Annotated in this window: 14 protein-coding genes and 1 tRNA gene; 5 read left to right on the top strand and 10 right to left on the bottom strand. The window is 31.3% G+C overall.

The genetic code is table 11. The annotated features are described in order from the left end of the window. Positions 1 to 467 (top strand): helix-turn-helix domain-containing protein (locus OU788_RS07300; RefSeq protein WP_274634554.1); only part of this gene is annotated, 467 nt, incomplete at its 5' end. 36 nt (positions 468 to 503) lie between these two features. Here OU788_RS07300 and OU788_RS07295 read toward each other — a convergent pair. Both OU788_RS07295 and OU788_RS07290 read right to left on the bottom strand, forming a co-directional pair. Continuing rightward, positions 504 to 578 (bottom strand) — tRNA-Pro (locus tag OU788_RS07295). A 147-nt stretch (positions 579 to 725) separates the two neighbouring features. Continuing rightward, positions 726 to 956: a hypothetical protein gene (locus tag OU788_RS07290; RefSeq protein ID WP_274634553.1), complete on the bottom strand. Its 231-nt coding sequence runs from the start codon at positions 954 to 956 to the stop codon at positions 726 to 728. A 364-nt stretch (positions 957 to 1,320) separates the two neighbouring features. Between OU788_RS07290 and OU788_RS07285 the strand changes: the two genes are divergently transcribed. After that, positions 1,321 to 1,929, top strand: coding sequence for a DUF1684 domain-containing protein (locus OU788_RS07285; protein WP_274634552.1), 609 nt, complete (start codon positions 1,321 to 1,323; stop codon positions 1,927 to 1,929). Between the two features lie 29 nt (positions 1,930 to 1,958). On the opposite strand, the gene OU788_RS07280 is transcribed toward OU788_RS07285, so the two are convergent. From OU788_RS07280 to OU788_RS07265, 4 genes are all read right to left on the bottom strand, one after another. After that, complete coding sequence (locus OU788_RS07280) at positions 1,959 to 2,663, bottom strand: crotonase/enoyl-CoA hydratase family protein (protein WP_274634551.1); 705 nt, start codon at positions 2,661 to 2,663, stop codon at positions 1,959 to 1,961. 58 nt (positions 2,664 to 2,721) lie between these two features. Continuing rightward, positions 2,722 to 3,114, bottom strand: a complete 393-nt coding sequence (gene crcB / locus OU788_RS07275; RefSeq protein WP_274634550.1) for a fluoride efflux transporter CrcB — start codon at positions 3,112 to 3,114, stop codon at positions 2,722 to 2,724. Between the two features lie 142 nt (positions 3,115 to 3,256). After that, the gene (locus OU788_RS07270) at positions 3,257 to 4,228 is read right to left on the bottom strand and encodes a DoxX family protein (protein ID WP_274634549.1); all 972 of its coding nucleotides are present in this window, start codon (positions 4,226 to 4,228) and stop codon (positions 3,257 to 3,259) included. An 18-nt stretch (positions 4,229 to 4,246) separates the two neighbouring features. Then, on the bottom strand, positions 4,247 to 4,792 hold the full coding sequence (locus OU788_RS07265; protein ID WP_274634548.1) for a DUF1599 domain-containing protein: 546 nt from the start codon (positions 4,790 to 4,792) through the stop codon (positions 4,247 to 4,249). 80 nt (positions 4,793 to 4,872) lie between these two features. Here OU788_RS07265 and folP point away from each other — a divergent pair, with 80 nt between their 5' ends. Together folP and cdaA are read left to right on the top strand one after the other, a co-directional pair. Continuing rightward, the gene (folP, locus tag OU788_RS07260) at positions 4,873 to 5,691 is read left to right on the top strand and encodes a dihydropteroate synthase (protein WP_274634547.1); all 819 of its coding nucleotides are present in this window, start codon (positions 4,873 to 4,875) and stop codon (positions 5,689 to 5,691) included. A 60-nt stretch (positions 5,692 to 5,751) separates the two neighbouring features. Next, positions 5,752 to 6,534, top strand: coding sequence for a diadenylate cyclase CdaA (gene cdaA / locus OU788_RS07255; protein WP_274634546.1), 783 nt, complete (start codon positions 5,752 to 5,754; stop codon positions 6,532 to 6,534). Positions 6,535 to 6,591: 57 nt separating this feature from the next. On the opposite strand, the gene OU788_RS07250 is transcribed toward cdaA, so the two are convergent. The 3 genes from OU788_RS07250 to truA all read right to left on the bottom strand — a co-directional run bounded on the left by OU788_RS07250 (position 6,592) and on the right by truA (position 9,638). Beyond that, positions 6,592 to 7,068, bottom strand: coding sequence for a hypothetical protein (locus OU788_RS07250; protein ID WP_274634545.1), 477 nt, complete (start codon positions 7,066 to 7,068; stop codon positions 6,592 to 6,594). 69 nt (positions 7,069 to 7,137) lie between these two features. Next, a complete protein-coding gene (locus tag OU788_RS07245) occupies positions 7,138 to 8,853 on the bottom strand; it encodes an ABC transporter ATP-binding protein (RefSeq protein WP_446751479.1) in 1,716 nt (571 codons plus the stop codon). Between the two features lie 50 nt (positions 8,854 to 8,903). Continuing rightward, the gene (gene truA, locus OU788_RS07240; protein ID WP_274634543.1) at positions 8,904 to 9,638 is read right to left on the bottom strand and encodes a tRNA pseudouridine(38-40) synthase TruA; all 735 of its coding nucleotides are present in this window, start codon (positions 9,636 to 9,638) and stop codon (positions 8,904 to 8,906) included. Positions 9,639 to 9,924: 286 nt separating this feature from the next. Here truA and OU788_RS07235 point away from each other — a divergent pair, with 286 nt between their 5' ends. Then, on the top strand, positions 9,925 to 10,422 hold the full coding sequence (locus OU788_RS07235; protein WP_274634542.1) for a metallophosphoesterase family protein: 498 nt from the start codon (positions 9,925 to 9,927) through the stop codon (positions 10,420 to 10,422). On the opposite strand, the gene OU788_RS07230 is transcribed toward OU788_RS07235, so the two are convergent. Beyond that, the gene (locus OU788_RS07230; RefSeq protein ID WP_274634541.1) at positions 10,405 to 12,186 is read right to left on the bottom strand and encodes a tetratricopeptide repeat-containing sensor histidine kinase; all 1,782 of its coding nucleotides are present in this window, start codon (positions 12,184 to 12,186) and stop codon (positions 10,405 to 10,407) included. The two genes, OU788_RS07235 and OU788_RS07230, sit on opposite strands and share 18 nt — an antisense overlap. Positions 12,187 to 12,194 lie beyond the last annotated feature (8 nt).

Raw genomic sequence — 12,194 nt, 5'->3', positions numbered from 1 at the left:
ATAACAAGTTAAGAGATGTTGTTAATGAGTTTATTAATTGTTCCTTCAAAGGTGTGGCGCGCAAATCGTACTTGGAAGTTAAGTTGACTGAAATAGTATTGCTAGCACTTCAGTCATCAAATTTAAAAAGTGCAATTAATAAGGTTAGAGAAGAGGATAAAAAAGTGCTAGTTAAAATAGAAAACTATATTCAAAACAATCTACATAAAGATTTAACAATTGAAAAACTCTCTGTTTTGGCTGGTTTTAACACTTCTAAATTCAAAAGTGCTTTTAAGCAATTTTATGGGGTAACTGTTTTTAAATATATAACCTCGTTAAGGTTAGAAAAAGCTAAAGAGTTAATTGTAAATAACAATTATACGGTTGCGCAAGCTTCCTACGAAGTTGGTTATAAAAATCCACAGCATTTTACCGTAGCATTTAAAAAGAAGTTAGGCTATTTGCCAAGTCAATTACTTGATTAGTTTTTTTTAGTCTGAAAAATATATAAATGATAGAAGTCGGGATGAGTGGATTCGAACCACCGATCTCTGGTCCCCCAGACCAGCACTTTAACCGGACTAAGCTACATCCCGATAAGTACAAATATATTTAAAAAGAAAAGTTCTAAGTAAATTTACTTAGAACTTTATCAAGAATAAATATTATAATGAGAGCTGTAGTTAATCAAACTACTATTCTTATGTATATTATTGTTAACGTGCTTAAAAATTATTTATTGTTTAGGCAGTTAAAGGTTTTCCTTTTAAACGTTTTTCAATACGTTGTTTTACAGCTGTTAAACGTTTCATGACGTCCATTAACGTAGTGTCTTTTGTTTTTTTGTATACCTCGTTAATCTCTAAAATTAGAGCTTTTGCTTCTCTAGCGGCTAAAATTCGATCGCTAGTAGTTACAAATTTGAATTTTCTGTTTTCAAACTCTTCTGCCTTATTGATTAATTCTGATTTCATAAAATCTACCAATTTTAATTTAAAATTTTCTTTTAGGTTTTGTCTGGTAATTGATTTGGTTAAAAAAATTAACCCCTAAAATAACTGGGGCGACAAATTTAGAGGAAACTTTATGTTTACTATAGGTAAAATTATCAATTTACCTTATGTGCTTATAAGTTTTTTTTATTGTCGGTGAAAAATCCCCTACATCAACTATAGACATATATCTATAAATATAAATGTAGTGATTTTATATTGTTATGTCAAGTTATTAGTAGAAAATTAACAGTTTTTGATATATCATTTAATGATTCTTTAAGGAATCGCCTTGTTTTACTAAGAATATAGTATTTTTGTTGAATACCGAAAAATAAAGGGAAATATGAAAAAAACAGTGATATTGTTACTTGTCGTTGGGTTTTTGTCTTGTAAAACCGAAAGGAAAAGAACGGTTTTAGGAGAATCTGATTTTCAGATAGAAATGAATACCAAATTTAAAGATGCGTCAAAATCGCCTTTAACAAAAAAGGGATTAAAGGAATTTAAAGGGTTAGATTTCTTTCCTATTGATGAAAAATACACTGTAAATGCCAAAATAGCATTACTGCCAGATGCCCCTGTTTTTAATTTTCCAACAACAACAGATAGGGTAGTGTTGTATAGAAAATATGGAATTTTGTCTTTTTCTATTGAAGGAAAAGATTTTGAGTTAGCTATTTATCAAGATGTAAATCCTGATCCTGAATATATTAATCATTTGTTTTTGCCATTTTTAGATAACACGAATGGTAAAACGTCTTATCAAGGTGGACGTTATATAGATGTGTACACTACAGATATACAACCAAACGGAACAGTTACAATTGATTTTAATAAAGCATATAATCCGTATTGTGCGTATAGCGATCGTTATTCGTGTCCTATTCCTCCTCAAGAAAACTCTTTAGATACAGAAATAAAAGCTGGAGTAATGGCTTATAAAAAACCTTAAGAAAAAAATCCTGCAAGAGCAGGATTTTTTTATTTTGAAGGAGGAGTTAATCCTTCTTTACTGTCTTGTTCAATAGCTTTGGCTAATGAATCTAAATAAGGTTTTCTAACCTTTAATTTTGTTTCTGTGTGTGCTTTTTTGTTTAGTTTGGTAAACATTTCAGCAATTTTAAAAGCTGTAGGTAATAGGTGTTCTTGTGGAACAACTTTATCTAAAAAGCCAGCAGTAATAGCTTCTTTCGGATTGTATATTTCTGAACAACTTACGCTTCTCTCAAAATAAATAGGAGCAAGACGAGCTTTTGCAATCTCAATACCTGCATTATGCATGGTCATACCAATCATAACTTCGTTTAGTCCAATTTTAAAATCTCCTTCAATACCTAATCTGTAATCTGCAGATAGCAATAAAAATGCGCCTTTAGCAACAGCATGCCCTGAACAAGCAGCAATTATAGGATAAGGAAAAGATAACATTCTGTGCGATAATTGCGATCCTTTGGTAACTAAATCTAAAGCAGATTTGGCAGATTGAGTCATGCTTTTTAAATCATAACCCGCAGAAAAAATTCCTGGTTGACCAGTTAAGATTACTGGTTTTTCTTCTTTTTCAGCGTTATCAAAAGCGATATTTAAAGCGTCAATTACTTCGTGAGAAATTGCGTTGGCTTTTCCGTTGGTAATTGTGATTAATACATGATTGCCTGCTGAGGTATATTGTATAAGTTCGTTCATTTGTTATATGTATTTTATTTTATTATTGAGAGGGTCTCTTTAGATTGTCCTTTACAGTTTAAATGTTTTGCGGATTATTCCAAAGGTAGTCTACTAAGAAAATTCCTGCAAAAACCGCTAAAAAACCAATAATGAAACTAGCGATAGTGTATAGGGCAAAACTGCTAAAATCACCTGCTTTTAAAAAGACATGGTTTTCGTAAGCAAAGGTTGAAAAAGTGGTGAAACCACCACAAAAACCAGTAGCTAATAACAACGTGTGGTTTTGAGTTAATGCTTGGTTCTTGGCGGCTAAACCTAAAATAATTCCGATAAGCAAGCTACCTAAAATATTAGCAGTAAATGTTCCGTAAGGAATTCCTGTTTGTGAGCTGTTTAACGTTTTTCCGATAATGTATCGCAATACACTACCTATTCCGCCGCCGATAAAGACTAATAAAAGTTGTTTCACAAAGAATATTTCTAGATTAAAGCTTGATTTTAACTTGTTAGAGAAACTTTTAAAGTATCTCTAATCAGCTTTCTGTATGTGCTAAAATAAGAAAACCTCACAAACTTGTGAGGTTTTACTTATATATAAATTATATAATTGTTTATAGTTCTACGTCGTCAGCATCTGTCCAGTTCCACTTTCCAGCAATTATTCCATTTTTAACGGTAACAATACCTGGGTTGGCTCTGATAACAGTTTTTAAAGCGGTTTCATCGCAGAATCCGAAAGTGTACGGTAGTTTATATTTTTGTTGGGTAGCTGCTAAGTCTTCAATGTAAGAAGCAGTTAGTACATAAATTTCATAACCTTGTTCGCTAGCTTGTTTTGCAACTTCTGAAACTTTTGAAATTCCTTCTTCTTCAGTTTTATCAAAATTATACATAACAACCAACATGGCTTTTTCTTTAGCTAGCATTTCTTCTAGTTTGTCGCCTTCGTCAGTTTCAATCATAAAATCGTGAATAGGAGGAATGTCGTCACTTCCTTCTTTGTATTTCATACCTTCAGCAATATCAGTTCCTACTGAGTAGGCTCTAAAGTCGATGATTGGTAAGTGTTGTAATACGTAATAGGTTACCAAAAGTGATACAAAAATTGAAGCAAAAGTTGTTACAGAAGCAATTTTGCTAGAAATGAAAGGTTTAATGTGTTTAACGCCTAAAATTAGGATTACAATAAATACCATAAACACCACATTTTTATAAAATGTTTCTTTTGGTGTAAGTTTTAAAGCGTCTCCAAAACAACCGCAATCGGTAACTTTGTTGTAAGTGTACGAGTACCAAGTTAAAAATAAGAAGATAAGGTTAATACCAAATAAACTCCAAACAGTAAATTTTGCTTTGTATCCTACTAAAAGCATAATACCTAAAACCAATTCAGTAACAATTAAAAGAATAGAAAAAGGTAACGCAAAAGGTATTAAGAACTCTAAGTTTAGTACACCAGCACTAAAATATTCTTCAAACTTGTATTGAGAACCGATAGGGTCTACCAATTTTACAAATCCAGAGTAAATAAAAAGAAGTCCTACAAGTACTCTTGAAATATGAGTTAACAATTTTAAAATCATATTAGGGGTTGTTTTAGGTTAATTTTCTAATTCAGAAAGGTGAATCATGGCAAAAATAGCATAATTAATCATATCTTGATAATTAGCATCAATTCCTTCAGAAACTAAAGTTTTACCTTGATTGTCTTCAATTTGTTTTACGCGAAGTAGTTTTTGTAGAATTAAATCGGTTAACGATGAAACTCTCATATCTCTCCACGCTTCACCGTAGTCATGGTTTTTATTTTCCATTAACTCTTTGGTGATTTTTATGTGTTTGTTGTATAATTCAGTGGCTTGTTCAGTAGTTAAATCAGGTTGTTCAACAACTCCTAATTCTATTTGAATTAATGCCATTACTGAATAGTTGATAATACCAATAAACTCTGATTTTTCTCCTTCATCAACTTTTCGTTCAGTATTTTCTTGTAATTGACGAATGCGTTGTGCTTTGATAAATATTTGATCGGTTAGTGATGGGAGTCTTAAGATTCTCCAAGCACTACCATAATCGCTCATTTTCTTGGTAAATAAATTTTTACATTCTTCAACTACAGCATCATACTGTTTTGAGGTGTCTTGCATTTTTCTTATTTAAAAGTATTCGACCAAAAATAGTAAATATTACAAGCTTTTCATTTATTTTTACTTGGAAATTTAGTGTAATGACGATTAATTGTAAAGGAACCTTACTAGATCTTACCACGCCTAAGGTTATGGGGATTTTAAATGTAACCCCTGATTCTTTTTTTGATGGAGGAAAATATAAAAACGAACATGATTTTTTAGCTCAAACAGAAAAGATGTTGAATGAAGGAGCGACTTTTATTGATGTTGGGGCATATTCTTCAAGATCAGGAGCGAAGCATATTTCTGAAGAAGAAGAGCTGCAAAGAATGCTTCCTGTGGTTGAGTTGTTGGCAAAAAATTTTCCTGAAATACTTATTTCAATTGATTCTTTTAGGAGTAGAGTGGTAGAGGAGTCTATCAACGCTGGCGCAGCCATCATCAATGATATTTCTGGTGGAAAGATGGATGCTAATATGTTTGAAACGGTAGCAAAATTGCAAGTGCCATATATTATGATGCACATGCAAGGAACTCCGCAGAACATGCAACAAAACCCGCAGTATGAAAATGTGGTTACTGAAGTAATTTCTTTTTTTGCAGAGCAGCTTTTTAAACTTCGTCAACTAAAAGTTAATGACGTGATTATTGATGTTGGTTTTGGTTTTGGAAAAACAGTTGACCAAAATTACGAGTTACTTAAAAACTTATCATTGTTTAAAAGCTTAGATGCTCCTATTTTAACAGGAGTTTCAAGGAAATCAATGTTGTATAAGTTATTGGGGACTTCGGCTCAAGAAGCCTTAAATGCAACTACGGTAGCCAACACTATTGCTTTGTTAAACGGAACGCATATTTTACGAGTACATGACGTAAAAGAAGCGGTTGAAGCGGTAACGATTGTAAATCAGTTGTAATAAAATGCTTACATTTACTTGTTTAGATCATTTTAAATAGTAAAAACTTCAAGAAAATTAATGAACCTAGATTTTATCGATTTTTCGTTTTTGGATGTACTGGATATTTTTTTAGTAGCAGTTTTGCTGTTCTACATCTATAAACTGTTAAAAGGAACGGTAGCAATAAATATTGTCATAGGTATTGCCTTTATCTTTTTAATATGGAAAGTTACACAAGCGCTTAATATGGAAATGCTAAGCGGTATTTTGGGGTATTTGCTTTCAGGAGGGGTTATTGCATTGATTATTGTATTTCAGCAAGAAATTAGGAAGTTTTTATTAATGATAGGAACTACCAATTTCTCTGCTAAAAGAGGATTTTTAAATCAGCTCAAATTTTTGAAGTCTGAAATTCATTCAGAAATAGATATAGATACGATTTTAAAGGCTTGTGCTAATTTATCTAGAACCCAAACAGGGGCATTATTAGTAATAGAGAAAACCAATAATCTTGATTTTTTAGTGAATACAGGAGATAAAATGAATGCTTTGGTAAATGAAGCTATTATTGAAAGTATTTTTTACAAAAACAGTCCGTTACATGATGGAGCAACAATTATAAGAGATAATTATATTGTAGCTACTCGTGTGATTTTACCAGTTTCTGACAGTACAAAAATTCCAGCACGTTTTGGCTTACGTCATCGTGCTGCTATTGGTGTTACCGAAAAAACAGATGCGATTTGTTTATTGGTTTCTGAAGAAACAGGAGAGATTTCATATATAAAAGACGGAGAATTTGTTTTGTATAAATCACTCGAAGAACTTCATAAAAAATTAGAAAAAGATGTAATGGCATAAATAAAAAGGCTCACAATTTGTGAGCCTTTATTTTTATTGTATTCCGTGTCAAAAAAATTATTGAGCAGGAGCCATTTTAGATTGAATAGCAGTCATAACGCTATTGAATTTTTCAGCAGCAGCTTCGTCTAAGTTAGCAACGATGTCTTTAGCTTGAGTAGCTAATTCAACACCTTTTTTAGCTAATTCAGTATTTTTAACAACATCTCCTTTAGCTTCGATATAATCTTTAGCGTATTGAGAGTAAGTTTGTAAATACTCACCTACTTTAGGGTCTTCAAACTGAGGAATTTCGATACCTTCAATTGCAGATTTTACTGATTCAACAGCTTCTTCTGTTGCTTCAGCAGCCTCACCAGCAGCTTCTTTAGTTTCTTCTACTGCTTTAGTAGCAGCGTCAGTAGCTTCTTCAGTAGCGTTTTCTACAGCTTCAACAGCATCAGTAGCAGCGTCTTTAGCTTCTTCTTTAGTGTTTTTACAAGAGGTAGCTAATAAAGCACCAACTACAAATACTGATAAAATTACTTTTTTCATCGTTTATTGATTTTTTAGTTTTAGATTGAATAACAAATGTACTATTTTGATTGATGTAAACAAATTTATTTATAGCACAGTCTCACTATTAAACTGTTTTTCGTACAAATTCTTATAATAACCCTCATGTTTTTTTAACAATTCTGTATGATTACCTTTTTCAACAATACGACCTTTGTCCATAACTATAATAATATCAGCCTTTTTAATGGTTGCTAAGCGGTGGGCAATTACTATTGAAGTTCTGTTTTTTGTGATTTCATCTGTGGCGTATTGAATCATTTGTTCTGAATGAGCATCTACAGAAGAGGTAGCTTCGTCTAAAATTAAGATACTGGGATTGCTAACGTAAGCACGTAAAAAAGCAATTAGTTGACGTTGACCAGAAGAAAGCATACCTCCACGTTCTTTTACGTTATAGTGGTAGTTGTTAGGTAAACTAATAATAAAATCATGAATACCTATTTGTTTGGCAGCTTTTTGAACTTGATCTAAAGAGATGTTTTCGTTTCGTAGCGTAATGTTATTTAAAATAGTATCTGAAAACAAAAAGACATCTTGTAATACTACAGCTACTTTTTGTCGTAAAGAAGAGATCTCATAATCTTGAACAGGAATGTTATCAATAGCAATAAGTCCACTATCAATTTCATAAAATCGACTAATAAGGTTTATGATGGTTGATTTTCCTGCACCTGTAGCACCAACAATAGCTACGGTTTGCCCTTTTTCTACATTAAAACTTATTCCTTTTAAAATCTCTTCTCCTTTTATATAGCTAAAATGTACATCCTTAAAACTGATGTTTCCTTCAATGTTTTCTGCTATAATAGTTCCGTTTTTGTCTATTGAACTATTTGTGTCAATTACGTTGAAAACACGTTCACCAGCAACAATTCCCATTTGTAATTGATTGAATTTGTCTGCTATTTGTCGTAACGGTCTAAAAAGCATTTGAGCCATTTTTATAAAACCGATAATAGCACCTAAACTAACAGCACTATCTTCAATCACTTGTAATCCACCATACCAAACAATTAATCCGATAGCTATTGAAGAAAGTATTTCTGCAATAGGGAAGAAGATAGAGTAGTACCAAACCGTTTTTATATGTGCTTTTTTGTGTTTGTTGTTAATGTCAATAAAGTTTTTATACTCAATTCGTTCTCTATTAAAAAGCTGAACGATTTTCATTCCTGTAACTCTTTCTTGTACAAAACTGTTAAGGTTTGCTACTTGATTACGTACGTCTTGGAAAGTAGATTTTATAGCTATTTGAAATAGTTTTGTAGCATAAATTAGTACAGGTAAGGTAGCAAGCGCAATTAAAGCAAGTTGCCAGTTTTTATAAAACATTACAGCTATAACAATAAGCATTAATAAAATATCGCTTACTATCATAAAAACTCCTTGAGTAAAAAAGTTTGAAATGGTTTCTATATCTGAAACTACACGAGTTACGAGTTTACCTACTGAAGAGTTATCAAAATAACTCATTTTAAATTCTAGAATTTTCCTAAACGTTTTAGCTCTTATATCTCTGATAACATGTTGACCTACCCAGTTTGCATTATAAATAAAACTAAATTGAAATAGTACCTGAACTAATAAAACAACCACCATAGCTATCGTAAAATACAATAGTCTTGTAGCGTCTTTAGTAGTGGTGAAATCATCGATTGCAGTCATTAAAATTACAGGGGTAAGGACTGCAAATCCTGCTAATAAAATTGTAGAAGCCGCAGCTACGATAAAACGTAGGCGGTACTTTTTTGCAAAACTCATTAGTCTTGCAAAAATTTTAATATCGAATGCTTTTCCTGTTGTTTTACTCACTATATGTAGTCGTATGTTACTGCTGTTAAAAATAAACCTTTTGCCGGAACTGAAACTCCAGCGTTACTTCTGTTTTTACTTTCAATAATTTTTTTAAAATCATCAATAGTAATTTTTTCAAGACCAACATCAATTAGAGTACCTACTATGGCGCGAACCATATTTCTTAAAAAACGATTAGCGCTAATATGAAAAGTAAGTTCATTCCCTTTCATAACCCATTCAGCATTGGTTATTGTACAATTAAAAGTGTTAACGTCTGTTTTTACTTTCGAAAAACACTCAAAATCTTCATATTCATATAAAATAGCAGCAGCTGTATTCATCAACTCAATATTTAATTGTTGATGATGCAATTGCCAGCTAGTTTCTAATAAAAACGGATTTCTACCTAACCATATTTTATATTCATAACTTCTACTATTAGCATCAAAACGAGCATGAGCATCGTTATGAACCAATGTCGTGTTAAATATTACCACATCATCGGGTAAAATAGCATTGAGTTTGTAGGTGAAATTATCACTTAAAGGTAATTCAACATCAAAATGAGCAAACATTTGCGAAGCATGTACACCTGCATCTGTTCTACCAGCACCAACAATGTTAATTTCTTGTCGTAAAATTGTGCTAATAGCTTTGTTAATGACTTCTTGAACCGAAATTGCGTGTGGTTGTACTTGCCAGCCATGATAATTTTTCCCGTTATATGCTAATTCGATAAAGTACCTCAAAAATGTAAAAATTTTAAAGAGCTAAATTATGAAATTCTAAAATGAAATGTTGTAAAGAGTAACTTAAATAATACGTTTTGAGTTTTATTAACATATGTAAACAGATTGTTAAGGGGTATATGTTATTTTTGCTGCCTTTGAAAAAGTATAAAACAAAGAAGTCCCCCTTCAGTTTCATATTGAAATAATAGTGAATTCCCCTTTCATTAATTACCCCTTATTTTAAAGAATCCATAATGTTTAATTATGGATTTTTTTTAGTTTATAATTCATTAGTTTTGCTTTAATGAAGAAAATTCTACTCCTTTCTGATACCCATAGTTTTATTGATGATCAAATTTTAAAATTTGTAAAGCAAGCGGATGAAGTTTGGCATGCTGGTGATATTGGTGATTTACATGTTACCGATTCGATAAAAGAAATAAAGCCACTAAGAGCAGTTTATGGAAATATTGATGATAACAAGGCGAGAGCAGAATTTCCGTTAGATATTAAATTTTCTGTGGAAGGAGTGTCGGTTTGGATTACTCATATTGGTGGATATCCGAATAAATACAATCAACGAGTTAGAGAAGAGCTTAGTAAAAACCCTCCTAAATTATTTATTTGCGGACATTCACATATTTTGAAAGTTCAGTATGATAAAAAATTGAACTTACTTCACTTAAACCCTGGAGCTGCAGGTAAACATGGTTTCCATAAAGTTAGAACAATGCTTCGGTTTGAGATAGATAAAGGAGAAATAAAGAATATGGAAATTATAGAACTAGCTAACAGAGGTTAGTTTAACATCTTTTTGTTCTTTTAAAATAGGAACAGAAATATAAATTGAAGTTCCAATGTTTTTTTGAGAATCGATATTTAATTTACCATTCATCATTTGAATTCTAGCTTCAATTTGATTTAAGCCAATGCCATCTGAAAAAGAAGAAGACGAGGTAGAAAAACCTACCCCATCATCTTTAACGAGAACGGTTAGTTGATCCTCTTCCTCTTTCAGTTTTATTTCGGCATGTTGCGCCTTGCTATGCTTTAAAATGTTATTAATAAGCTCTTGAATAACGTTAAAAATTTTTATCTCGAATTCTTGATTATATCTATTAATGTTTTGGGCAGAAACATCAAATTTAAGTTCGCTGTTGGAGTATTTTTTAGTTACATCTTTAATAGCGTACTCTAATCCGAATTTTAATAAAATTGAAGAAACCAAGTTGTGAGATAAGTCTCTTACTTTTTGTGAAGCCTCAGAAATAATTGCTTGAGTTTTATCAATTTCTTGAGGAGTATCGCCGTTAAATTGTTTTTTCGTTGCTGTTAAATGCATGTTTGCAGAAGAGAGTAAAGCACTAACATTATCATGCAATATTTCGGCTATGAGTTTACGTTCGGTTTCTTTTCCGTCAATAGTAGCGTTTAATATTTTTATTTGCGCTTCAGATTTTAATTTTTCAATACTTTGTTGCTGAATCAGTTTACTTTCAGATAGTTTAAGATGAAGGTTTTTTTGACGTAACTTAAAGTTATAGATAATTACTCCTGAAACAATTAACACTAAGAAGCTTAAAGCTCCAAAAAGCAATGAGGTTTTAGCTTCTTGTGCTTCTTCTAACTTGCGTTGTTCTTCAACTAAAGCTGTTTTTTCTTTTTCTAAATTTAGTTCATGTCTAGTGTAAATTTCATCTACAATTCTTCTTATTTCAACATCTTTTAAGTCATCTTTAATGTTATAAGATTTTTCTTGATAATCATAGGCTCTGTAGTCTTTTTGTAGATATAATGTATAAGCTAAATTAAAGTAAAGAAACTCTTTGTATCTCGTAGCTCTACTACTGGAATCCATTTTTATTAAATCAAGACTTTCCAGATAAATTTTTTTAGCTTTTTCATAATCCTTCTGCTCTAAATAAATGCTAGCTAAATTACCAAGAGCAGCAGCTTCTAACACTTTTTTATTAGCTTTCTTGTATATTTTAACAGCTTCAAAAGAATATTCTTTCGCCAAATCATAAATAGAATCTTCTCTGTATATGTTTGATAGGTTTGTGTAGGAGCTTGCCTTTGCAGTTATATCTTGTTGGTTAAAAGAATTACTAGCTAGTATTTCTTTATAATATTTAATTGCACTATCTTTTTGTTTAATTATGTGAAATTCACTTCCAATTCTTAAAAGAAGTTTGTTCAGGTTATTTCTACTGGCTAAGTTGTTATTAGAGAGGTTTTCTTTATCATTGAAAGGGCGTAATGAATTATATATAGACAAGGTTTTCTTGTAATAAAGAATAGCTTTATTATGGTCATTAATTTCTCTAAAAACATCCCCAATTAAGAAGGATGTTTTAAAGTATAAATTTGGTTGATCTGATGGAGTTATTTTTGAAAAAAGATCTAAGCTCTTTTCGAGAGAAATAGAATATTTCTTTTTCTTAAATAATTCTTCAGCTTTTTTGTATTCGTTAAAAAGTTTTTCATTCTTTTCCTGACTATATGCTGAAAAAGTAAAGTTTGAGATTATACTAGTAATAACAATAAGGAAAAACGTTTTATTCATAAAAAAAT

This window comes from Tenacibaculum sp. L6, from assembly GCF_028823685.1.
Taxonomy (GTDB): domain Bacteria; phylum Bacteroidota; class Bacteroidia; order Flavobacteriales; family Flavobacteriaceae; genus Polaribacter.
The sequence above is the reverse complement of the archived record's forward strand: the minus strand, read 5'-3'. Positions and strand labels throughout refer to the sequence as shown.